The following is a 22,404-nucleotide window of genomic DNA, read 5'->3' as shown; positions in this document are numbered from 1 at the left end:
CTCAGGCCACCGCGCCGTCGCGGATGATCCGCAGCCGGTCGTAGAGCACCACCAAGCCGGCCACGCCGAACGCCGCCAGCACCGTGCTGCTCACGAACGCGCCCAACGGTCCCAGCACGGCCGTGATCAGCTGGATCAGCCAGCTCGCCACCGCCCACAGGATGAACAGGGCGAAGATCCGCCAGCGGTTGCCGCGGGTCAGGAAGGCGCTGCGCTTGATGGCCTCGATCACGCCCGTCCCTTCGGCGGCGACCACCACCGTGGACACGCACCAGGCGGTGATGATGATCAGGCCCGGCACGATCAGCAGCACCATGCCCACCGCCGCCGCCAGGGCCACCAGGATGCTGACCCCCAGCACCGGCAGGAAGATCCGCAGGCCCTCCTGGAACGCCTCGCCCAGCGAAAGCTTGCCCCCGGCCAGGTCCGCCAACAGCAGCCGGTAGAGCACCGCGTTGCCCAGCGCCCCGATCGCCAGCATCACCAGGATCGCCAGGCCGAAGCCGCCGGACATGAACCGCGCCGGATCGGCCGCCGGCCCGAAGCCCAGCCCCGCCAGCACGCCGCTCGGCAGGCCCGACAGCACCGCCGAGGTGATCAGCACCGGCGCCGGGTTGCGCCGCACGATGGCGATCATCTCGCGGACCACGCCGCCGATATCCAGTTTGTCGTCAGGCAGCGTCGTCGTGGTCATCTTCGGGGCCCCCGCCTCAACTCCAGATAGCCAAGGCTAAGCACGACCGCTGCTGGGTGTCGACGGCCATGCTTGGCTCGCGCGCGCGACAACCGCTTGCTCCCGGCCCGTCCACGGCCCTACATCGCGGCGAAGCCGCTCGCAGCGGCCCGAAAGGACATCCCGCCCATGGCATTGGTGAAGCGTTCGACCCTGGCCAGCCGGGGACGCCCGGCGACCACGCCCGCGCCCGAAGCGGCCGCCGAGGCCGAGGTCCGCACCCCCGCCAAGCCGCGCAAGTCCCGACCCGTCCGTGGCCGCACCGCCGCCGAGCGGATCGGCGCGGCCACCCACGAGCTGGCCAGCGGCGTCAGCGAAGCGGCCTCCGCGGCCGAGGAGCTGCGCCGCGCCCTGGAGCAGATCGCGGCCGCCGCCGAGCAGGCCGCCGGCGCCAGCCACGAGTCTCTCGCCTCCGTCACCGCCCTGAGCGCCGACTTCGCCCAGGCCCGCGAGCGCGCCGAAACCTCCCGCCGCCGCACCGAAGCGCTTCAGGCCTTCGTGGTGGAGACCGCCGCCCTGGTGGAGGCCTCCGTCAACGCCGTTCAGGCCAACGCGACCCGCCAGCTCGGGTCGGTGGAGGTCATCGGCTCCCTGGAGACCCGCGCCGGCGTGATCGGCGAGATCACCCAAACCGTGGCCGACATGTCGGACCAGACCAACCTCCTGGCGCTGAACGCCGCCATCGAGGCCGCCCGCGCCGGCGACAACGGCCGCGGCTTCGCCGTCGTGGCCGACGAGGTCCGCGCCCTCGCTGAGACCGCCGAGCGCCGCTCGCGCGAAGTGGGCGTGCTGGCGGGCGAGATCGCCGGGGCCGTCCGCGAACTGACCACCCGGGTGCGCGGCGCGGCCAGCCGCGCGACGGACGAGGCCGAAGCCGCCCGCTCCGTGTCCCAAACCCTGGGCGCCATCCGTCAGGAGATGGCCGAACTCGGCGCGGGGGCCCAGGCCATTCTGCTGGCCGCCGTGGAAGCGGAAAGCGCCGCCCGCGAGGCCCAGCGCGGCGCCGAAAGCGTGTCCAGCGCGGCGGAGGAGCAGTCCGCCGCCGCCGCCGAGGCCCAGCGCGCCGTCCAGCAGCAGGCAAGCTCCCTGGAGGAAAGCGACCGCACCGCCCACGCCCTGGCCGAGATGGCCGAGGTGCTGCAGGAGGACGACGGCGCGGCTCAGGCGCCGCAAATCGCCGCCGCCGCCGAACAGCTGTCGGCCGCCGTTCAGGAGCTGTCGGGCGCCGCCGCCGAGATCCTGGTCGCCATCGAACAGATCAGCCGCGGCGCGCAGATCCAGGCCGCCGCGACCCAGCAGTCCACCGCGGCCATGACCCAGATTGAGCAGGCCGCCACCCGCGCCCGCGAGTCCGCCGCCGCCGCCCTTTCCCGCGCCGAAGCGGTTCAGGCCCGGCTCGGCGCGAGCCGCACGGCTGTAAACCAGCTCACCACCGGCGTCGGCGCCGCCCTCACGGACACTCACGCCAGCGCCGAGCGCGCCGCCGAGCTGGCGCTCGCCAGCCGGCAAATCGAAAAGCAGGTGGACGCCATCGCCCTGATCGCGGTGCAGACCACCATGCTCGCCGTTTCGGGCGCCGTGGAAGCGGCCCGCGCCGGCGACGCCGGACAAGGCTTTGCGACCGTGGCCGGCGACATCCGCACCCTGGCCCATGACTCGGCCGAGAACGCCGACAAGGTGAAGGACGTGCTGCGCGCCCTGCAGGACGAGATCGCCACCGTTCGCCGCGATCTCGACCAGATCGCCCTCACCGCCGAAAGCGAGGTGACCCGCAGCTCGGCGTTGGACGAGCGGCTCGGCCGCATCGCCGAGGACGTGGAGGACGTGCGCCACGCGGCGGAGGAAATCCTTCAAGGCGCTACGGCCATCCTGCGCGCCGTGCGCGAAGTCGCCGGAGGCGCTCAGCAAATCGCCGCCGCGGCCGAAGAAGCCGGCGGCGCCGCCACGCAGGCAGCGACCGCCGCCCGCCAGCAGGCGCGAGGCTCCGAGGACCTGGCCGCCGCCATCGAGGAAATCGCCGAACTCGCCGACGCCCTGCAGACCGCCGGGGCCTGAGGTCATGGCCGCGGGCCAGGGGAACGTCCTCACCTTCCGGGTCGGCGAGCGGCGGCTGGGCTTGCCTGCCGCCGATGTGTTCGAAGTCGTGCGCCAGCCGCGCATCACCCGCGTGCCCCATTCGCCGCCCGCCCTGGCAGGCGTGGCCAGCCTGCGGGGCGAAGTGGTTCCGGTGGTGGCGCTCGGCCGTCTGCTCGGTGACGATGCTGTGACCGCTTCAGGTGGTCGCCTGGTGGTGATCGGGGGCGAGCGGCCGTTGGCCTTGGCCGTGGACGAGGTCCTGGGCCTGACTCAGGCTGAAGCCCAGTCCGGCGAGATCTATCTGTCCGAAGCCGGCGGCGCGCGCGTGCTCCCGCTGCATGAACTTATCGCCGCCCAGTTCGCCGGCTTCGCCCGCGCCCGGACCGGCGCACAGGCCGCCCCCGCCCGCAAGACCGAGCTTCCACGCGCCGCGGACATCGCCCTGCTGGGGTTCGTGCTCGCCGGCCAGCCCTACGCCCTGCCTCTGGAGCAGGTGCGGGAGGTCCTCGCCATTCCGGCGGACATCGCCGCCCTGCCGAAAACCGACGCCGCCATGCTGGGCGTCATGTCCCTGCGCGGCGCCCTGCTGCCGGTCGTCTCCAGCCGCGCTCTCTTGGGCCTCCCGGCCGAGCCGACGAACCCAGGCGCCCGCGTCGTGGTCGCCTCCATCGGCGACGCGCGGGTCGGGCTCGTGGTGGATCGGTTGACTTCGATCCTGCGCGCGCCCGTCACCGCCATTGGCCCGGTGCCGGCGGTGCTGAACCGGGGCGCCGGCGAAGCGCACATCGACGCGATGCTGCGCCTGGCAGACGGTGGTCTGGTTTCGGTTCTGTCGCCTGAGCGGCTGTTCCGCGAGGACAGCGTCGCCCAGATCCTCCAGGACGGGCGACAAAGGGGAGCCCAGATGACCGCGCAACAGGCCGACCTTGGCGAACGCTTCCTGATCTTCACCCTGGGCCAGGAGCACTACGGCCTGCCGATCGGCGCGGTGGAGGAAGTCGCTCGCCTGCCCGAGCCCTTGACCCGCGTGCCCAACGCGCCGGCCTTCGTGGCCGGGGTGATGAACCTGCGCGGTGAAGCCGCTCCCGTGATTGACCAGCGCCGCCGCTTCGGTGTGGAGGGCGACGCGCCGGCGGGGCGCCGACGCGCGGTCGTCACGCGCATCGGCGGAGCGGTCACCGCCTTCGCCGTCGATGGGGTGACGGAAATCCTGGCCATCCCGGCGGAGCGCATCGCGGCCACGCCGGACCTCACCGCCGACGCGGGCCAGGTCTTCGATCGAGTGGCGCAGCTGGAGGATGGGCGCGTGATCTTGCTGGTCGATCCGCGGGGTCTTCTCGACCGGGCGGAATCCGACCTGGTGGCGGAACTGGCGCAAAGGACGGCGGCCCACCTGTGACGCGTGTTCTGGTTGTCGATGACTCTGCTCTGATGCGACGCCTACTGGGCGAAGTCCTGCAGGACGACGGCGGGTTCGAGGTCGCCTTCGCCCGCAATGGCGTGGAAGCGTTGTCCGAGCTGATCAGCTTCGCACCAGACGTGATCACCCTCGACGTGAACATGCCGCAGATGGACGGTCTGACCTGCCTCGACCGGATCATGATCGAACGGCCCACGCCGGTTGTGATGGTCTCGTCCCTGACGGCCGACGGCGCGGACGAGACGGTTGAGGCGCTGGCGCTCGGCGCGGTGGACTTCGTCGAAAAGCCCTCGGGCGCGGTGTCCCTGCAGATCGAGGACCTGGCGCCGTTGCTGCTGGAGAAGATCCGGGCCGCCGCCGGCGCACGCATCCGCCGCACGCACCGGCTGGCGGAGCGGGTCCGCACGCTCCACGGCGAGCGCGCGCTTGTCGCGCCCAAACGCCGACCAAAGGCGGGGGCGCCCGTCGCCACGCCGCCTGTCGACCTGCCTGAGGAAGCGCCGCCGGGTCTCGTCCTCGTGGGATGCTCCACCGGCGGCCCGCCCGCGCTGGATGCCTTGCTGGAGCCTCTGCCGGCCGATTTCCCCTGGCCGATCCTGGTCGCCCAACACATGCCGCGCGCCTTCACCGGGCCGCTTGCCCGCCGCCTCGATGGGCTTTGCGCGCTCGAAGTGGTTGAGGTGGTGCAGCCGACGCCGATCACCCCAGGCCGAGTCTACATCGGACGGGGCGACGCGGACCTGATCGTAACCCTTCGCCCTCAGGGCTTGACCGCCGTGGCCGCGCCCTCCAGCGCCGAGCACCGTTGGCACCCCAGCGTCGACAGGCTGGTGGACAGCGCCATGGCCTGCATTCCCGCCGCGCGGCTCGCCGGCGTGCTGATGACCGGCATGGGGGACGACGGCGCTGCGGCCATGACTCGCCTGCGCCAGGCCGGCGGCCACACTCTGGCCGAAGCGGAAGAGACTGCGGTGGTCTGGGGCATGCCAGGCGAACTGGTTCGGGCAGGCGGAGCCGCCGTCGTGGCGCCCTTGCCAGATCTCGCCAGCCGACTGATCTCCGGTCTTCCGCGATGAACCAGGATCCGGCTCTCAAGCCCGCCGATCTCGAGCGCTTCTGCGAGTTCCTCTACCAGCGGACCGGAATGGTCTTCGGGGAGAGCAAACGCTACTATATTGAACGCCGCATCGCCGACCGGGTGAAAGCCACCGGCTCGGGACATTTCTCAGACTGGTTCGCCACTCTGCGAAACCGGCCGGGCGAGTTGGAGGCGATGATCAACGCCTTCACCGTCAACGAGACCTACTTCTACCGGGAAGACCACCAGCTGCGCGCCCTGTCGCGCTCCATCCTGCCGGCGATCGCCAGGACCAAGGGGCCCGGCGACAAGATCCGCATCTGGTCGGTTCCGTGCTCCACTGGGGAAGAGCCTTACTCCATCGCCATCTGGCTGCTGGAGAACTGGCCGATGGTGGACGCCTACAATGTGGAAATCGTCGGCTCCGACATCGACACCGAGGCGCTGCAGGCGGCGCGCCTCGGCCGGTTCGGCGACCGCGCTCTTCAACGGCTGCCGGCCGATGTGATCCAGCGCTACTTCGAGCAGCGGCGGCCCGGCGAGCACGAGATCATTCAGGACCTGAAGGAGTCCGTCGCCTTCACGCCCGCCAATCTGATCGAGGGCGACAGCGTCGCCGATCAGGGCGGTTTCGAGGTGATCTTCTGCCGCAATGTGCTGATCTACTTCGATGACGCCGCGCGCGCCCGCGCCGTGGACAACCTCTACACCGCGCTTCGCCCGGGCGGCTTCATCTGCCTCGGTCACACCGAGTCCATGTCCCGGATCAGCGACCGGTTCGACACCTGCCGTTTCGAAGACGCCGTGGTCTATCGCCGGCCGGAGCGTCGCACGTGAGCGACGAGCTCCTGGAGGTCTTTGTCACCGAGGGCCGCGAGCTTCTCGAACAAGCGGACCGGGAGCTGTCGACGCTCGTCCGTGCGCCGCAGGACGGCTCTGCGTTGGAAGGCCTCTTTCGGGCCGTGCACACGCTCAAGGGCTCGGCCGGCCTGATCGGCTTCGCCCCGATGGGCGAGCTGTTCCATGCCGCGGAGGACCGGCTGGCCGAACTGCGCCGGAGCGGCGCGCTTCTGGAACCCGGCGAGGCGGAAGTCCTTCGCGCCGTGCTCTGGCAGGCCGAGGAGTGGATCGAGCGCATAGAACGTGAGGGCGTCGCGCCCGACGACGCCGCCCAGCGGACATCCTCACTGCTTTCGCGGCTCGAACGCTGCGAGGCTGGTGCTTCCGACCTCGACGCGCCGGCGGGCGCGACGCCGGGTTGGGCGCTGGCCTTGGCGGACGCAGGTCCCCTGCCGCCTGGCCGCTATGTGGCGTTCCGCTACACGCCGGGACGCGACAGCTATTTCGCCGGCCACGACCCCGTCGGCTTAGTGCAGGCCGCGCCCGAACTCGCTCGCCTCAGCATCGCCCCACGCGAGCCGTTCGGCGATCTCGCGGCCTATGACCCTTTCGCCTGCAACCTGCAGCTCAGCGGTCTCTCAGGTTCGACCCTGCCGCAGATGCAGGCCGCCTTCCGCTTCGTCGCCGACGAGGTGGAGTTCGCGGCTGTTACGGTGACAGCCGAAGCGGCGCCGCCGGAAGCCGCCGCCATGGATGCGGCGCCCCTCGCCGGTCCAGCCACCCGCACGCTTCGCGTCGACAGCGCCCGCATCGACGCGCTGGCCAGCGCGGTCGACGAATTGGTGGTGGCTAAAAACGCCCTGACGCACATCGGACGCACCCTGGCCGAACTCGCCGACCCGGCGACCGCCCGCGCCCTGGCGACGGCGCAGGCGGATTTGGACCGCTTGACCGCCCGGGTGCATGGCGCCGTCACCAATCTGCGGCTGACGCCCCTATCCGGCTTGTTCCGCCGCTTTCCTCGCCTGGTGGCTGAAACGGCCGAGACTCTGGGTAAGGCCGTCGATCTCGTTCTCGCGGGCGAGGATGTGGAAGTCGACAAGAGTGTCGCCGACGGTCTGTTCGAACCCCTGCTTCACCTCCTGCGCAACGCACTCGATCACGGCGTCGAACCGCCGTCCGAACGGCGACGCCTCGGCAAGCCCGCACAAGCGATCCTTCGGCTTTCCGCCCGCACGGTGGGCGACGAGGTGGTCATCGAAGCCGCCGATGACGGACGTGGCCTGGACCTGGCTCGCATCCGCGCAACCGCCCAGACCAGAGGCCTCGCTGACGCCGCGAGGCTCGCCGCCATGTCCGACGACGAGGTGGCCGAGTTGATCTTCGCTCCTGGATTCTCGACCGCCAGCGCGGTTACGGATCTGTCCGGCCGCGGCGTCGGCCTCGATGCTGTTCGGGCCGCGGTTACGGCTTTGGGCGGTCGCGTGCAGGTGCAAAGTCGTCCAGGGGCAGGCGCCCGCGTCAGCCTGACCTTGCCTGTGCGGGTTCGGCTCGCGCGCCTGATGCAGGTCTCGGCGGGCGGCGAGACGTTCGGCGTGCCGCTGGAGGCTGTTGTCGAGACAGCTCGTGTCCGCGTCGCAAGCCTGACGCCTGTTCGCGCCGGGCAGGCGCTGGTCTGGCGCGACCGTCCCCTGCCCCTGCTCCGACTATCGGACCTCCTGGGACTGCCGTCTCAAACAGGCAGCCCCGACGAGTTGAAGCTGATGGTCGTCGAAGCGGGCGCAGACCTGGCCGCAGTGGCGGTCGATGATTTCGGAGAGCGGTTGGAGGCGCCGCTTCGGCCCATGGACGGCCTTCTCTCGCGCCTCCCAGGGATGGCGGGCGCCACGCTGCTTGGCGACGGCCGCGTGCTGATGGTGCTCGATGTCGCGGAGTTGATCGGATGACGGTACGCCTCGACGGCGAGATCGTCCGACTGGAAGGGCCGTGCCGGGTGGAAGAGGCCGAAACGCTTGTGGCCCTGCTGCAGGCCGGTGAACGTGGCGTGGACCTGAGCCGGTGCCAGTCCGTGCACGGCGCGGTGGTACAGGTGTTGGTCGCCTTCGCCCCGCGCCTGGTCGGTGAGCCGGATGATCAGTTCCTGCGCGATCTGTTGCTCCCGGCCCTTCGTGGACAAACTGCGGCGAACACGTAGGCGACATCCAAGGCTGCGCCGTCTATTGAAGAGGAGCTTTGAGCGCTCGCAGGCCGGTAAGGAGTAGATATTTGGCCACGGTACTGATCGTCGACGACAGCAAGCTCGCACGGATTGTCGTGGGCAAGGCCATCGCGGCTCTGCAACCCGAGTGGGTCCGGCTGGAAGCGGGCAACGCCGACGAGGCCACGGCCGTTCTAGAAAGCCAATCGGTCGACCTGATGATCCTGGATTTCAATATGCCGGGTCGGAACGGTCTGGAACTTGCTGAGGAGCTGCGCGCTCGCTTCCCCTCGATGCCGATCGCGCTCGCTACCGCCAATGTCCAGGACGAAGTCATCAGCAGAGCCCGTGCGGCCGGCGCCACCTTCGTGCCCAAGCCGATCACCGAAGACGCCATCCGCGGCTTCATCTCGGGCGCAGCCCTGAAGCTTCGCGCCGGAAATTCATGAGCGGCTCTTCGGGCTTTCTGGACGAGCTGGAAGTCGACGCTCTTACCGAGTTGGTGAACATCGGCGTCAGCCGCGCCGCTTCGAGCCTGCGCCAGATGGTGCAGCGGCAGGTGTTCCTCTCCGTCCCTTCCATCGAGGTGATCAGCCGCCGCGACGCCGCCACTCTGATGGCTGAGCGCGAGATCGGCCCCTTGGTCGCCGTTCGTCAGGAGTTCACCGGCGCCTTCGCCGGGCGGGCGCTGTTGATCTTTCCGGAGGCCAACAGCCTGGCCCTGGTTCGCGCCGTCACAGGCGATGAGTTGTCGGAAGCCGAAGCCGCCGACCTTGAGGACGAGGCGCTGGCTGAAACCGGCAACGTCGTTCTGAACAACTGCCTGGCCACCATGGCCAACATGCTGCAGCGCCCGCTGGAGATGTCGCTGCCCGGCGTCATGCGTGATCCGGGCCCGGCTCTCTTTGAGATCGACGCTGGCGAGGACGATGGCGTGGTCCTCTTCCTCTACATCAACTTCGCCGTCACCGAGCGGGACATCCGCGGCTACATCGCCATCCTGATGGATCTGCCGTCGCTGGACGCGCTCAAGACGCTGGTGGGCGAGTTCATCCAGCGCGTCCTCGGCCAGGGCGCCGCCGCGGAGGCGTGAGGTGAGCACGTCCGCTCAAACCTCCAGCACGCTGGCTGGAGCGACCGGCGCCTGGGCCTGGGACTTCGCCACTGGCCAGGTGCAGGGCGACGCCCGTTTCGCCGCCTTGATGGGGCTGGACGTCGCGGAAGCGGCGGCAGGGCTGGCTGCAGAGCGCTTCTTCCAGCGTGTGCTGCATGAAGACCGCATGCGGCTGCGGATCGCTATCGCGGCTGTGGGACACGGCGCTGAGGTGTTCGCTCGCGACTTCCGCGTGGCCGCTCCCGACGGGGTGCGTTGGCTCAGCGCGCGGGGCAGGGCCGAACACACGCCGGACACTCCGATCCGCTTCACCGGCGTGCTGATCGACATCAGCGAGCAGAAGCGCACCGAAGAGCGACTCCGGGTGGCGCAGAGCGCCGGCGGCGTGGGCACCTTCGAGTATGTCGAAGGCTTCGGAACGGCCTCGGTCTCGGACCAGTTCTGCCGGCTTTTGGGCCTGCATCCGGCGGACGCCCTGCCTGTCCGCACCATCAACGGCCTCGTCCATCCGCACGATCCGCCGCTGATCTCCGCCTACACCAGCGAAGTCGACGCGCCGATCGAGGCGGAGCTGCGCATCCGCCGCGCCGACACGGGAGCGGAGCGCTGGCTGGCGCTGCGCGGCGAGCGTCGCCCCAGCGGCGACGGTGTCGGCGTAAGTTTTGTCGGCGCCATCTACGACATCACCGCCGCCAAGGCCGCCGAGGCCAAGCTGCGCGAGATGGCCGCCACCCTGGAGCAGCGGGTCGAAGCCCGCACGCAGGAGCGGGATCGCCTCTGGAACAACTCGCGCGACCTGTTCGCCGTCCTCAATCCCGCCGGCGTCTACCAGGCGGTCAATCCGGCCTGGAGCGCCTTGCTGGGCCTGAGCGAGGACGAGGTGGTGGGGCGCCACTTCAGCGAGTTCGTCCATCCCGATGACCTAATGGGCGCTGAAGATCACTGGACCGAGCGCGCGGTCCTGGCCGACCGCGATGCGCGGATGCGCAGCAAGGAGCACGGCTGGCGGTGGTTCAACTGGACCGTCATTCCGGCCGGCAACGACTTCTACGCCACCGGCCGCGACGTCAACGAGCGCAAGCAGCTCGAGGACCAGCTGCGGCAAAGCCAGAAGATGGAAGCCGTCGGCCAGCTGACGGGCGGATTGGCTCACGATTTCAACAACATGCTGACCGGCGTATTGGGCGGCCTCGACATGGTCCGCCGCCGCATCGGCCAGGGCCGGGTGGCCGAAGCTGAGCGCTTCATCGACGCCGCCGTCTCCTCCGCCGAACGCGCCGCCGCCCTCACCCACCGCCTGCTGGCCTTCTCGCGCCGCCAGACGCTGGACCCCCAGGCGGTCAACGTAAACCAGCTCATCTCCTCGATGGCCGACATGCTGCGCCGCACCTTGGGCGAGCGGGTGGATCTGGCCGTCGTGCTGCAGCCGGACCTCTGGACCGCCCTGATCGACGCCAACCAGCTGGAAAGCGCCCTGCTGAACCTGGCCATCAACGCCCGGGACGCCATGCCCGACGGCGGCAAGCTGACGCTTGAAACCAGCAACATCCACCTGGACCGCCCTCTGGCCGCCGGCTCCGATCAGCTGCCGCCCGGCGACTACCTCATGGTCGGCGTCAGCGACACCGGCACCGGCATGCCGGAGCATGTCATCGCCCGCGCCTTCGACCCCTTCTTCACCACCAAGCCGCTGGGCCAGGGCACAGGCCTAGGACTGTCTATGGTGTACGGCTTCGCGCACCAGTCCGGCGGCCACGTCAGCATCTACAGCGCGCCCGGACTGGGCACGACCGTGAAGCTGTACCTGCCGCGCCACCTCGCCGACACGCCTGCAGCCCAGGTGTCCAACCGCGGCGAGGCTCCGGGCGGCGCCGGCGAGACCGTGCTCGTGGTCGAGGACGAGCCAGCGGTGCGCGCCGTGATCGTCGAACTGCTGAACGAGCTCGGCTACCAGACCCTCGAAGTCGCCGACACCGACAGCGCCCTGAAGATCCTGCACTCGAGCCGGCAGATCGACCTGCTGATCAGCGATGTGGGCCTGCCGGGGCTGAACGGCCGCCAGCTGGCCGACGTCGCCCGACAGTCGCGTCCGGACCTGCCGGTCCTGTTCATTACCGGCTATGCCGCTGGAGCCGCCCGCCGGTCCGAGTTCCTGGCGCCGGGCATGGAGATGATCAGCAAGCCGTTCGCTGTGGACGCGCTGGCCCTCAAGATCCGCGCGATGATCGGCAGCTGAGCGTCGCTCAGCCCGCTTCGCGGTCCACGAACTCGCTGACCAGGCGCTTCAGCGCCTTGAGCGCCGCCAAGTCCATCAGCAGGGCGATGTAGCCGCGGATCCGACGGCCGCGAAGGCTGAAGTTGATGTAGACGAACAGCACGGCGTCCTGGGAGACGCGCGGAAACAGCTCGCGCGCACGCCCCTCAACCAGCTTCGGCGTCGCAATCTGCAGATTGCGCTGCAGGAGATTGGCGATGGCGCTGAGGCAGGTCTGCAGCACAACGTTTCCCGTCTCGAGCACCGCCTCAGAGGCCATGTCGGCCGCCTCAGGCTCCGCATCGCCAGCCACCGCCCGTGCGAGTTCAAGGCTGTTGTCTTCCGGGAAGATCAGCAGGGCGCGGCCGGAGACATCGCCCACATAGGCCTGCTCAACCGCCACGACCTTGCCGACCCGGGCGCCGCCGATCATCTCCGACGCCTGTTCGGGAGTGACCGTGGAGATCGCCGGCACCGTCAGGGTGACCGGCTCATGGCACATGGTGGCAAGGCTCGCCGCCGCCCGGCTGACCCCGATGTTGATCAACTCGGTGAGCGCATCCAGCTCAAGTTCGGAGAGGCTCAGGAGTTTGCTGGGCAAGGCTTCAATAGTTGGAAGTGCGGGCGCTCGGTTAAGGACAAGCCATAGCGGCAGTCCGATGAAGCTGCAAATCGCGCCGCGCGATCAGCAACATCCCCGGACCCGCCCAGGGTTGCGCCAGGGGCAGAAGCACAGTTGCGGAATAACGGCGCTCGCGATGCGGATTAAACGATCGGTAGTTCTGCCGCATCGGCGCTGAGCTGAGCCACCACTTCGGCGACAACGGGGCGCCAGTCCAGATCTTCTCCCTGCCGGACGAGCTGTACGCTGCGATACCATGGCATCCGCGCCCCTGAATGACCGTAGCGCCATTCCGGAGCTGCCGGGACCATGACTCTGCAAGGCGTTCCCACTGCTCCTGCCAGGTGAATGAGCGCGGTCTGGACAGAGACCACCCCGTCCAGCTCCTGAACAACGGCAGCCATGCCCTCGAAGTCGTTCAGCAGATCTGGAGGTAGAACGCGCACAGGACGGCGAAGCGTGGCGTTCACGCTTTCGAGCTCGGCGCGGCAGTCGCCGTACTGCAGGCTCACGAACTCGTAGTCGTCCAACTCCAGAAGAGGGCGCATCAGCTCCAGCGGGATTGATCTCCGGCTGACCCCAGTGTGCCGGGCGCCGCCACGCCAGGATAGGGCGATGCGCGATCGTCCATCCTTGCGGCCCAGGACTTCCGACGCCCGTCGACGAGCCGCCGCCCCGGCCGCAAGGTACGCGACGCGAGGGAACTCTGCGCTGTGGTTACGGAAAGCGCAGCCAAGGCTCCCGATGGCGACGACCAGATCGTCAGGCGCGGCGGAAACCTCCGGTCCAACCGCTGCCAGCTGCGGGAACGACGCCCTCAACAAGCCACGCAGCCGGCCTTCGCAACGTATGGAGACGCTGCGGGCCAGCCCCAGCACATCCGGCACGATGCTGGCGAACATGATGATGTCCCCGACACCTTGTTCGGAGACCAGAACGACATGGCGGCCGCGGAACACTTCTGCCGTTGGCCAGCGCACCAGCCGTCGCCGAAGGTCGTGGGTCATCTTCCCCGGAACCGTTGGCGTGAAGGCCGGCGGGTCCCATCGATGTTCGTAGTCTCTCCAGCCTTCCTCAAAGCGCCTCAGGGAGAGGAGCGCGATGCCGCGACTGACCCGCGCTGGACCACTGAGGGCGCCGCGCTCGGACGCTCTGTCGAAGCTTTCCAAGGCCGCCGGCGGCTGGCCAACTACCTGAAGCCAAAGCCCCTGCGCCACCAGAAGCGCGGGATCTTCCGGTGCGGTCGCCAAGCGCGCCTGAACCTCGGCAAGCGCGGCCTCGGGTCCTTGCACGTCAGACAGGACGTTGAGCCAGCTCAGGAGAAAGTCAGGATCGGGACACAAGGCCAGCGCCTTGGCGAGGCTCGCGAGCGCATCCTCGTGCCGCTCCAGCTCACGAAAGGTGACGCCAAGGTTTGCATGAGCCTCCGCCCAGTCAGGCGCTGAAGCGCAGGCAGCGCCGAAGCTCTCGGCGGCCTGTTGGAGTCGACCGAGCCTGCGACGAGCCACTCCGCGCCCGAAGTGCGCGGCCGCGCTGTCAGGCGTAGCTGCAAGTGCGGAGGCGAAGGCTTCGTCGGCCTCAGTCCAACGCTCGAGCTGGAGAAGCACGTTGGCCTTGTTGAGCCGCGTCTGCGGCGGGCCAGGCTCCAGCGCCAGAGCCTTGTCATAGCAGTCGAGCGCCGCTTCCGGCCTGCCCAGCGCCCGCAAGATCACGCCCCGGTTTGCATAGGCGGCGGCCCAGCCCGGGTTCTGCGCCAGAGCCACATCAATGCTTTGCAATGCGCTCTCGTTTCGCCCCAACTGATGCTGGAGGATCGCGCTGTCAAAGTGCATCAGCGCCGACGCGTTGGGCGAGGAGGCGGCCCGCGCGAGGTGAAGCGCGGCCTGATCCAGGCGGCCCGCCGCTCGGTAGGCAAGACCTAGCTGATGGTGCGCCATGGCCGAAGCAGGGTGCGCCGCGACGGCCCTTGTCGCGGCCGTTACCGCCTCATCCGTTCGGGCCAACGCAAGTTCGGAAGCCGAGAGGATCAACAAGGCCGCCAGGACCTCAGGCTCCTGACCCAGGACCTCTTCGCAGAGCTTCGCCGCCTGCGCAGCATCGCCGGCCCGAAGGCACGCCTGGGCTTCTTCCAGCTTCGCGCGAGACGCCGTCATGTCTTGAGAGCTTAGCCGCGGCGCGGTCGGTCGTCAGTGGCGGAGAGGGAGGGATTCGAACCCTCGATACCCTTGCGAGTATGCCGCATTTCGAGTGCGGTGCTTTCAACCACTCAGCCACCTCTCCAGCCGGCGCGCAGGGCCGTCCGAAGGCGGCCCACTGAGCGAGGGGCGGAACCTACTCATCCGCCCACGGCAGCGCAAGAGCTTCCTCAGCGCGGATAGAGGATCATCTGCGTGCAGCGGAACAGCGCCATGGTCTTGCCGCTCGCCGTGTTCTTCGCCTCGGCGTCCCACACCTGCGTGTTGCGGCCGCCGTGCACCAGGCGCGCCTCGCAAACCACGGTCTCGCCCTGTTTCGCGGTGCCCAGGAAATTCGACTTCAGTTCGATGGTGGTGAAGCTCGCCGCGCCTTCCGGCAAGGACGCCACACAGCCGTAGCCGCAGGCGCTGTCCGTTAGCGCGATCACGGAGGCTGCGTGGACGAAGCCGTTCGGCGCCATGTGGCGCTGTTCCACCGTGAAGCGGCCGCGCACCAGGCCTTGCCGCACCTCGTCCCACTCAAGTCCGAGCGCATCAGGAAGCGTGCCCTTCTGGAAGGCGGTGAAGCCCTCGGCCTTATTCTCCTCGGGGTTCAACGGCCCGTCTCCTCTGTCATCTGGTAGGTGTCCCGCAGCTCGCGCTTCAGCACCTTGCCAATGTGGCTGCGCGGCAGCTCCGCTACGATCCGCAGATCAGTAAGTCGCTGGGTCTTGCCCACCCGCCCGTTCAGCCAGGTCTTGAGCTCGCCGGCATTGGCCTGCTTGCCAGGCTTGAGAGCCACGAACGCCACGGGGGTCTCTCCCCAAGCGGCGGACGCCACCCCGACGACAGCCGCCTCCGCCACTGCGGGATGGAGAGCGAGCTCGGCCTCAAGATCACTCGGATAGATGTTGAAGCCGCCCGAGATGATCATGTCCTTCTTGCGGTCCATCAGGGTGAGGAAGCCATCCTCATCGAAGCGGCCGACATCGCCCGTGCGGATGAAGCGCTCGCCCTGTGGGCTGATCCACTCGGCGTCGGCCGTCTTTTCCGGCTTGCCATGGTAGCCGCTCATCATGGAAGGCGATCGACCGACCACCTCCCCGATCTCGCCAGGCGCGACCTCGCGGCCATCTTCGTCGATCAGGCGGATCTCATGTCCGGGAAGCGGACGACCCACGGTGTGCAGCTTGTCGGGGTGCTCATGGGCGAGCAGCGCGCAGGTGCCGCCTCCCTCGGTCATGCCGTAGAATTCCACGAGCCCGCCTGGCCAGCGCCTGAGCACCTCCGCCTTCAGTTCGGCGGCGAAAGGGGCCGAGGTGGAGAACTTCACGCGGTAAGACGACAGATCGAAGCGGTCAAAATCCGGCCGATCGAGCAAGCGACGGTACTGGACGGGAACCAGCATGGCATGCGTCGCCCTGTGCCTCTGCGACAGTTCCAGGAACTGCTCCGCTTCGAACTTGGGCATCAACACCACAGTCCCGCCAGCCGACAGGGTGGGTAGAAACGAGACCAGCGTGGTGTTCGAATAGAGGGGCGTGGAGACCACCGTCACCGCATCCGGCGGGAAGACGCCGCCCCGGATATGGCTCCACCGCATTCGGTGCGACTGGACGATCCCCTTCGGCGCGCCCGTCGTCCCTGACGAATAGATGATGTTGAACCCTTGATCGGGCCTGATCGTCACGGGCGCTGGCGCAGCCTCCCCGCGCGGCAGCCACGCCTCCAGCGGGGTCCCACCCGCCGAACCATCGAGCGTCACCCGCCGCGCGGGGGCTCCGTCCAGCTGCGGTCCCATGGCTTCGGCCACGCCGGCATCCAGGAAGAAGAGCTTGGCGCCACAGTCGTCCAGCTGGATCCGTAGGCTCTCAGGTGTCGATGAGGGCGCGAGCGGAGCCACGACCCCGCCGGCTCGCAGAACGCCGATGAACGCCGCGGCGTACTCCACGGATGAACTGGCGCAGATGGCGACGGCGTCCGCGACCGCGATCCCGTCGCGCTGCAAGCCCGCGGCGATCCGGCCCGACAGCGCGTCGAGCTCGCGATAGGTGAGCGCGCGCCTCGCATCGACCACCGCAAGCTTGTCAGGCTGGTCCCGGAAAAGTTCGCCCAGGATTTCGGGTAAGGTGGCGAAGTCGCCGAAGAGCAGGTCCTGAGCGCCCATTCCTGACCTCAAACAACTGTTCGAAGTCAGGTTTAGCGCAAGGATACGCCTATGGCATCAGCCCTCGGTAGGAGCCGGGGCGCGCGGCGCCAGAGCAGAAGCTTCGCGAGCCAGGCTGGTGATCCGTCCCCAGTCGCCGGCCTTGACCGCATCGGTCGGCGCAACCCAGCTGCCGCCCACGCAGACCACGTTGGAAAGCGCCAGGTAGTCGGCGGCGTTCTTGGCGTTGACCCCGCCGGTCGGGCAGAACTTGGCTTGCTGGAAGGGGCTGGCGAAGGCCTGAAGCGCGCCAACGCCGCCGGCAATATTGGCTGGGAACAGCTTGAAGCGGGTGAACCCGGACGCAAGGCCCGCCATCAATTCGGTGGCCGTGGCAACGCCGGGCAGCAGCGGCACGCCATCGTCGGGCGTCGCGCCTTCGATCAGGCCTGGGCTCACACAGAACTCCGCCCCGGCGGCGCCGACTTCTTCGCGCATCTTGGGATTGATGACCGTGCCGGCGCCCACAATGGCGCCCTCGATCTCGCCCTTCATGCGACGGATGCACTCGAGCGCAACCGGCGTGCGCAGGGTGATCTCGAGAACCCGCAGGCCGCCTTCCACCAGAGCACGTCCCAACGGTACGGCGTCGGCCACGTCATCGATGATCAGAACCGGAACGACCGGAGCCTGGACGAGGATCTCTTCGATTTTCATAGCCGTTCCATCTGCTGAAGCTCGCGCGCGGCGCCGACGATCGCCGGATAGGGATGCAGCACGAGCGAGGTCGGGATCTGCTGGACGTACGGGGACAGGCGCCCCTTGTCCTCGAACCGGGCTCGGAAGTAGCCCGATGTGAGCCGATCGCCCAGGCGCGGGGCAATGCCGCCGGAAATGAAGACGCCGCCGCGTGCGCCGAAGTTCAAGGCGAGATCTCCGGCGACCGAGCCAAGGATCGCGCAGAAGCGGTTCACCGCCTTTTCGGCCATCTCATCACCGGACGCAGCGCTTTCGATCACCTGCTTCTCGTCCGAAAGCATGACCGGCGTCTGGTTAAGCTCACACGCGATCTCGTAGATGTCGTGCAGGCCAGGTCCCGAGAGCAGGCGTTCGTTGGACACGCGCCCGAAGCGCGCCTTAAGCCGACGCCAGATCTCCACCTCGACTTCGTCTTGCGGTGCGAAGCTGGAGTGGCCGCCCTCGGTCGCCACGGCCACATCGCCGCGCTCGGTGCGCGCAAGCCCCGCGACGCCGAACCCGGTGCCCGCGCCCAGCACGACGAGCGGGCAGTCGGAGCCCGGCTTCAACGCAGGGCCGATCGCCTTCAGGTCCTCTGGCTCGAACATGGGACATGCCAGAGCCTGGGCGGCGAAATCGTTGATCAGCTTGACCGCTTCAAACTCGAAGTGGGCGAGCAGGTCCCCTTCCGAAATCTGCCAGTCGAGGTTGGTGAACTCGATCTCGCCGTCGAGAACCGGGCCGGCGACCGCGATCACCGCTCGCGGCGGACGCTTCCGGCCAGCGGTGGTCTCAAGATACTCTTCGATGACGTGGGCCAGCGACTGGTAGTCCTTGGCTGGGAAGCTGCGCGGGTTGCGCACGTGGCCCTTGGCGTCCACCAGGGCGAAGCGGGCGTTGGTGCCGCCCACATCCCCGACCAAGCCCTCGTAGACGGGTTTCACCTAGGCGGCCTCGAACAGGGCGCAGGCGCCGGCGTCGGCGGGGCCTGCGGCCTGACGCATCCACCCGAACAGCTCACGACCCATCCCGAAGCCTGACGGCGGGCATTGGGCGCGGGGTCGGCTGAACAGCTCCTCGCGCGGAACCTTCACCTCCAGCGTGCCGGCGTCAGCGTCCAGACGAACGATGTCGCCGTTCTGAATGTAGGCCAGCGGGCCGCCGTCGGCCGCCTCGGGCGTCACGTGGATTGCAGCCGGGACCTTGCCTGAAGCGCCAGACATGCGTCCGTCAGTGACCAGGGCGACCTGGAAGCCCTTGTCCAGCTGAACGCCCAGCGGCGGGGTCAGGCTGTGCAGCTCGGGCATGCCGTTGGCCTTGGGACCCTGGAAGCGGACGATGGCCACGAAATCGCGGGCGAGCTCGCCACGCTTGTGCGCGGCCAACAGCTCCTCCTGATCGTCGAACACCAGGGCGGGCGCTTCGATAATGCGGTGCTGGGGCTTCACCGCGGACGTCTTGAAGACGGCCCGACCGAGGTTGCCCTGAACCAGCCGGGTGCCGCCGGTGGGCTGGAACGGGTCGCTGACGGGGCGCAGGATGTCGGGGTTCAGGGACACGGCCGTCCCTTCTTTCCAGACCAGCTCGCCATCCTGCAGGAACGGCTCCTGCTGGTAGCGGCGCAGGCCGCGGCCGGCGACCGTCATCACGTCGTCGTGGGCGAGGCCAGCATCAAGCAGCTGGCGGGTGACATAGGCCATGCCGCCGGCCGCATGGAAGGCGTTCACGTCTTCCGAGCCGTTCGGATAAACTCGGGCGATCAGCGGAGTGACCTGGGACAGGTCGTCGAAGTCCTCCCAGGTGATCTTGATGCCGGCCGCGGCGGCCATCGCGATCAGATGGAGGGTGTGGTTGGTCGATCCGCCCGTCGCCATCAACCCAGCCAAGGCGTTGACGATAGACTTCTCGTCCACCACCGCCGACATGGGGATGTAGTCGTTGCCGCCGTCGCGGATCTCGATCGCGCGCTTGGGCGCGGCGGCCACCAGGGCTTCACGCAGAGGCGTGTTCGGCTGAACGAAGGCGCTGCCCGGCAGGTGCAGGCCGATCATCTCCATCATCATCTGATTGGAGTTGGCCGTGCCGTAGAAGGTGCAGGTGCCCGGCCCGTGGTATGACTTCATCTCGGAGTCGAGCAGCTCTTCCCGAGTCGCCTTGCCTTCTGCGTAGAGGCCGCGAACCCGCGCCTTTTCAGCGTTCGAGATGCCCGAGGTCATCGGCCCACCCGGCACGAAAATGGTCGGCAGGTGTCCGAAGGTCAGGGCGCCCATCACCAAGCCCGGCACGATCTTGTCGCAGATGCCCAGCATCAGGGCCGCGTCGAAGGCGTCATGGCTGAGCGCAATGGCGGTCGACATGGCGATCACGTCGCGGCTGAAGAGGCTCAGCTCCATGCCCGGGCGGCCCTGGGTCACGCCATCGCACATGGCCGGCACGCCGCCCGCGTACTGGGCCGTCCCGCCCACTTCGCGCGCCGCGCGCTTGATGATCTCGGGATAGCGCTCCAGCGGCTGGTGGGCCGAGAGCATGTCATTGTAGGCCGAGACGATGGCCACGTTCGGCGCGGTGGGATCCCGCATCCGCTGCTTGTCGCCTTCGCCCACCGCCGCAAAGGCGTGCGCCCAGTTGGCGCAGGAGAGCTTGGCGCGGCCGGGGCCGGAGTGGCGGGCCGCTTCCATGCGGGCCAGATAATCGGCGCGGGTCTCGCGGCTGCGCTCGACGATGCGTTGGGTGACTTCAGCCGTGACCGGATGCATGGGAACCTTACCCTAGTGTGTCGGGGACCAAAGAACTCGGACAGGAACCTGATCCTGAGCGAGGAGCGCGCGCACGGGATAGTCGGCCCCGGCGTCCGCACGCGCGATGACCTCGCGCTTGGCGTCCCCAGCGATCAAGATGAATATCGCACGTGATTTCAACAAGCTGGACAGCGTCAGGCTGATGCGGGCGACCGGCGGCGTGCCGATGCCTGCCTGGATCGGCAGGGTCATGGCCGGGTTGGCCGGATCCATCCCCTCAGCCAGGTTAGACGCGCCAGGAATCAGGGACGCCACATGCCCGTCCTCGCCCATGCCCAGCATCACCGCGTCAAACGGCGACAGCGCCCGCAGCGCGTCTTCGGGCGGCTCCGGCCAGAGCGGAATGAAATGCGCCTTGGCCGGCTCGCCGACCAGCAGGCGCTCGCGCACAGTGCGCGCATTCGCCTCTGGCGCCTCCGGGTCGACGCAACGTTCGTCGCAGAGGGTCACGAGAACCCGGGCCCAGTCGATCCTCGCATTGCGCAGCCGATCGTAAACCGGCCCCGGCGAGCGGCCGCCGGTGCCGACCAAGCTGGCGCGACCGCGGGTCTTCAGCCCCTCGGCGAGACGCGTCTCGATGCCGAAGGCGGCGGCATCCGCGAGCGCGTCGGTGGACGGAAAGACCTCAAGCTTCATGCGCGCCCCCGATACAACCCCCGCTCATCCCGCGAAAGCAGAATGAGCGGAGCCGTCTTCTAGCGGCGCGGCGTGTGGGCGAGGCGCAGGACGTTGGCGGCGCCCGGCGAGCCCATGGGCAGGCCGGCCAGGATCAGCACACGCTCGCCCGGGTCGGCGATGCCGGTGGACAGCGCCTGCTCGGTGGCGAGCCGCGGCATCTCTTCCGGATCTTTGATATCCGGCACCACACGCGGCTCGATACCCCAACCCAGCGCCAGCCGCCGCGCGGTGCCCAGATGCGGAGTCAGGGCGAGGGTCGGCTGCGTCGGACGCTCGCGGGACATCCGGAGGGCGGTCTGGCCGGTGGCGGTGAAGGTCACCACGCAGGCGGCGGAGGAGGCCTCGGCGGCCTGGAATGCGGCCGCGACCAGCGCGTCGGATTCTTCGATCACGTGCTCGGCGCGCATCAGTTCAGGCCAGCGGGGATCGTGCTCCACGCGGGTGATGATGCGGTCCATGATCGACACCGCCTCGACGGGATAGGCCCCAGCCGCAGTCTCGGCCGACAACATGACCGCGTCGGCGCCCTCGTAGACCGCGTTGGCGACGTCGGAGGCTTCGGCCCGGGTCGGGGTGGGCGATGAGATCATCGACTCGAGCATCTGGGTCGCGACGATGACCGGAATGCCGCGGTTGCGCGCCATGCGGACCAGCTGCTTTTGGACCACCGGAACGTCTTCGGGGTTCAGCTCCACACCGAGGTCGCCGCGGGCCACCATGATGCCCTGGCAAAGGTCCAGGATCTCATCGAGCGCCTCGAGCGCGGCCGGCTTTTCGATCTTGGCTAGGACGGCGGCGCGCCCCTCGACCAGCTTGCGCAGCTCGGCCATGTCGGCGGCGCGCTGAACGAAGGACAAGGCCACCCAGTCGACGTTCTGAGTCAGGGCGAACTTCAGATCCGCGCGGTCCTTCTCGGTCAGCGCCGGGATCGGGATGGCGTTGCCCGGAAGGTTCAGGCCCTTGTTGTTGGACAACTTCTCGCCAGCAATCACCACCGTCTCGGCGAAGTCCGGGCCGTGGTCGGTGACCTGCAGGCGCACCTTGCCGTCGTCCAGCAGGATGATCGAGCCCTCGCGAAGAGCGGCGAAGACCTCGGGGTGAGGCACGCCCACGCGGGCGGTGTCGCCGGGCGTCTTGTCCATGTCGATGCGGAAGCTCTGTCCGGCCTTCAGCTCGGCCGAGCCTTCGGCGAACTTGCCGAGCCGCAGCTTCGGCCCCTGCAGGTCGGCGAGGATGGCCACCGGCCGGTCGCCCTTGCCTTCCGCTTCCCGCACCATGCGGATGGTTTCGGCGTGATCTTCGTGCGAGCCGTGGCTGAAGTTCACCCGGAAGACGTCGGCTCCCGCCTGGATCAACTCACGGATCTTTTCTGGCGACCTGGTGGCGGGGCCAAGGGTCGCAACGATGCGTGCGCGGCGGGCTCGGATCATCCGGGTCTATCCGTCTGTCTGTTTCGTGTGCGGGTTGGGCTTGCGACGACGAGTCAGGTCGTGTTGTGGAGCCAGACTTATCAAGGGACGTTTAGCGCGCCGAGCC

General features: G+C 68.6%; 19 protein-coding genes and 1 tRNA gene. 9 read left to right on the top strand and 11 right to left on the bottom strand.

Annotation, left to right across the window (positions count from 1 at the left end; genetic code table 11):
• Position 1: 1 nt before the first annotated feature.
• A complete protein-coding gene (locus tag DJ018_RS06365; protein ID WP_111514003.1) occupies positions 2–694 on the bottom strand; it encodes a YciC family protein in 693 nt (230 codons plus the stop codon).
• Positions 695–862: 168 nt separating this feature from the next.
• Here DJ018_RS06365 and DJ018_RS06360 point away from each other — a divergent pair, with 168 nt between their 5' ends.
• The 9 genes from DJ018_RS06360 to DJ018_RS06320 all read left to right on the top strand — a co-directional run bounded on the left by DJ018_RS06360 (position 863) and on the right by DJ018_RS06320 (position 11,694).
• Complete coding sequence (locus DJ018_RS06360) at positions 863–2,788, top strand: methyl-accepting chemotaxis protein (protein ID WP_111514704.1); 1,926 nt, start codon at positions 863–865, stop codon at positions 2,786–2,788.
• Positions 2,789–2,792: 4 nt separating this feature from the next.
• A complete protein-coding gene (locus tag DJ018_RS06355) occupies positions 2,793–4,208 on the top strand; it encodes a chemotaxis protein CheW (RefSeq protein ID WP_111514002.1) in 1,416 nt (471 codons plus the stop codon).
• 32 nt (positions 4,209–4,240) lie between these two features.
• On the top strand, positions 4,241–5,305 hold the full coding sequence (gene cheB / locus DJ018_RS06350) for a chemotaxis-specific protein-glutamate methyltransferase CheB (protein WP_240609464.1): 1,065 nt from the start codon (positions 4,241–4,243) through the stop codon (positions 5,303–5,305).
• Positions 5,302–6,144, top strand: coding sequence for a CheR family methyltransferase (locus DJ018_RS06345; protein ID WP_111514000.1), 843 nt, complete (start codon positions 5,302–5,304; stop codon positions 6,142–6,144). The genes cheB and DJ018_RS06345 overlap by 4 nt, the downstream gene beginning before the upstream one ends.
• A complete protein-coding gene (locus tag DJ018_RS06340) occupies positions 6,141–8,093 on the top strand; it encodes a chemotaxis protein CheA (protein ID WP_111513999.1) in 1,953 nt (650 codons plus the stop codon). The genes DJ018_RS06345 and DJ018_RS06340 overlap by 4 nt, the downstream gene beginning before the upstream one ends.
• Positions 8,090–8,341: a hypothetical protein gene (locus DJ018_RS06335; protein WP_111513998.1), complete on the top strand. Its 252-nt coding sequence runs from the start codon at positions 8,090–8,092 to the stop codon at positions 8,339–8,341. Before DJ018_RS06340 ends, DJ018_RS06335 begins: the two co-directional genes overlap by 4 nt.
• A gap of 71 nt (positions 8,342–8,412) precedes the next feature.
• Positions 8,413–8,793, top strand: a complete 381-nt coding sequence (locus tag DJ018_RS06330; RefSeq protein ID WP_111513997.1) for a response regulator transcription factor — start codon at positions 8,413–8,415, stop codon at positions 8,791–8,793.
• Positions 8,790–9,437, top strand: a complete 648-nt coding sequence (locus DJ018_RS06325) for a chemotaxis protein CheC (protein ID WP_111513996.1) — start codon at positions 8,790–8,792, stop codon at positions 9,435–9,437. The genes DJ018_RS06330 and DJ018_RS06325 overlap by 4 nt, the downstream gene beginning before the upstream one ends.
• Before the next feature lies 1 nt (position 9,438).
• Positions 9,439–11,694 carry a hybrid sensor histidine kinase/response regulator gene (locus DJ018_RS06320; RefSeq protein WP_205853716.1) on the top strand — a complete coding sequence of 752 codons (2,256 nt, stop codon included), beginning with the start codon at positions 9,439–9,441 and terminating at the stop codon, positions 11,692–11,694.
• Between the two features lie 7 nt (positions 11,695–11,701).
• On the opposite strand, the gene DJ018_RS06315 is transcribed toward DJ018_RS06320, so the two are convergent.
• The 10 genes from DJ018_RS06315 to pyk form a co-directional block, all read right to left on the bottom strand.
• A complete protein-coding gene (locus DJ018_RS06315; protein WP_205853715.1) occupies positions 11,702–12,313 on the bottom strand; it encodes a chemotaxis protein CheX in 612 nt (203 codons plus the stop codon).
• 164 nt (positions 12,314–12,477) lie between these two features.
• Positions 12,478–14,487, bottom strand: coding sequence for a tetratricopeptide repeat protein (locus DJ018_RS06310; protein ID WP_111513995.1), 2,010 nt, complete (start codon positions 14,485–14,487; stop codon positions 12,478–12,480).
• A 37-nt stretch (positions 14,488–14,524) separates the two neighbouring features.
• Positions 14,525–14,614 (bottom strand) — tRNA-Ser (locus DJ018_RS06305).
• Positions 14,615–14,699: 85 nt separating this feature from the next.
• Positions 14,700–15,125: a PaaI family thioesterase gene (locus DJ018_RS06300; RefSeq protein ID WP_111513994.1), complete on the bottom strand. Its 426-nt coding sequence runs from the start codon at positions 15,123–15,125 to the stop codon at positions 14,700–14,702.
• On the bottom strand, positions 15,122–16,675 hold the full coding sequence (locus tag DJ018_RS06295; protein ID WP_111513993.1) for a class I adenylate-forming enzyme family protein: 1,554 nt from the start codon (positions 16,673–16,675) through the stop codon (positions 15,122–15,124). Before DJ018_RS06295 ends, DJ018_RS06300 begins: the two co-directional genes overlap by 4 nt.
• A gap of 57 nt (positions 16,676–16,732) precedes the next feature.
• Entirely contained in the window at positions 16,733–17,371 is a 639-nt protein-coding gene (gene eda, locus DJ018_RS06290) for a bifunctional 4-hydroxy-2-oxoglutarate aldolase/2-dehydro-3-deoxy-phosphogluconate aldolase (protein WP_111513992.1), read from the bottom strand.
• Entirely contained in the window at positions 17,368–18,336 is a 969-nt protein-coding gene (gene glk, locus DJ018_RS06285) for a glucokinase (RefSeq protein ID WP_111513991.1), read from the bottom strand. Before glk ends, eda begins: the two co-directional genes overlap by 4 nt.
• The gene (gene edd, locus DJ018_RS06280; RefSeq protein WP_111513990.1) at positions 18,337–20,148 is read right to left on the bottom strand and encodes a phosphogluconate dehydratase; all 1,812 of its coding nucleotides are present in this window, start codon (positions 20,146–20,148) and stop codon (positions 18,337–18,339) included.
• A gap of 12 nt (positions 20,149–20,160) precedes the next feature.
• Complete coding sequence (pgl, locus tag DJ018_RS06275; RefSeq protein WP_111513989.1) at positions 20,161–20,826, bottom strand: 6-phosphogluconolactonase; 666 nt, start codon at positions 20,824–20,826, stop codon at positions 20,161–20,163.
• 59 nt (positions 20,827–20,885) lie between these two features.
• Positions 20,886–22,298 (bottom strand): pyruvate kinase, encoded by a 1,413-nt coding sequence (gene pyk, locus DJ018_RS06270; RefSeq protein ID WP_111513988.1) that lies wholly within the window; start codon positions 22,296–22,298, stop codon positions 20,886–20,888.
• Positions 22,299–22,404 lie beyond the last annotated feature (106 nt).

Origin of the sequence: Phenylobacterium deserti (assembly GCF_003254705.1) — a bacterium.
Classification (GTDB): Bacteria; Pseudomonadota; Alphaproteobacteria; order Caulobacterales; family Caulobacteraceae; genus Phenylobacterium; species Phenylobacterium deserti.
The sequence above is the reverse complement of the archived record's forward strand: the minus strand, read 5'-3'. Positions and strand labels throughout refer to the sequence as shown.

Bases quoted from the DNA above. Each gene is read 5' to 3' on its own strand.
- DJ018_RS06365 (WP_111514003.1), bottom strand. From the start codon at position 694: ATGACCACGACGACGCTGCCTGACGACAAACTGGATATCGGCGGCGTG.
- DJ018_RS06360 (WP_111514704.1), top strand. From the start codon at position 863: ATGGCATTGGTGAAGCGTTCGACCCTGGCCAGCCGGGGACGCCCGGCG.
- DJ018_RS06355 (WP_111514002.1), top strand. From the start codon at position 2,793: ATGGCCGCGGGCCAGGGGAACGTCCTCACCTTCCGGGTCGGCGAGCGG.
- cheB (WP_240609464.1), top strand. From the start codon at position 4,241: ATGCGACGCCTACTGGGCGAAGTCCTGCAGGACGACGGCGGGTTCGAG.
- DJ018_RS06345 (WP_111514000.1), top strand. From the start codon at position 5,302: ATGAACCAGGATCCGGCTCTCAAGCCCGCCGATCTCGAGCGCTTCTGC.
- DJ018_RS06335 (WP_111513998.1), top strand. From the start codon at position 8,090: ATGACGGTACGCCTCGACGGCGAGATCGTCCGACTGGAAGGGCCGTGC.
- DJ018_RS06325 (WP_111513996.1), top strand. From the start codon at position 8,790: ATGAGCGGCTCTTCGGGCTTTCTGGACGAGCTGGAAGTCGACGCTCTT.
- DJ018_RS06310 (WP_111513995.1), bottom strand. From the start codon at position 14,487: ATGACGGCGTCTCGCGCGAAGCTGGAAGAAGCCCAGGCGTGCCTTCGG.
- DJ018_RS06295 (WP_111513993.1), bottom strand. From the start codon at position 16,675: ATGGGCGCTCAGGACCTGCTCTTCGGCGACTTCGCCACCTTACCCGAA.
- eda (WP_111513992.1), bottom strand. From the start codon at position 17,371: ATGAAAATCGAAGAGATCCTCGTCCAGGCTCCGGTCGTTCCGGTTCTG.
- edd (WP_111513990.1), bottom strand. From the start codon at position 20,148: ATGCATCCGGTCACGGCTGAAGTCACCCAACGCATCGTCGAGCGCAGC.
- pgl (WP_111513989.1), bottom strand. From the start codon at position 20,826: ATGAAGCTTGAGGTCTTTCCGTCCACCGACGCGCTCGCGGATGCCGCC.
- pyk (WP_111513988.1), bottom strand. From the start codon at position 22,298: ATGATCCGAGCCCGCCGCGCACGCATCGTTGCGACCCTTGGCCCCGCC.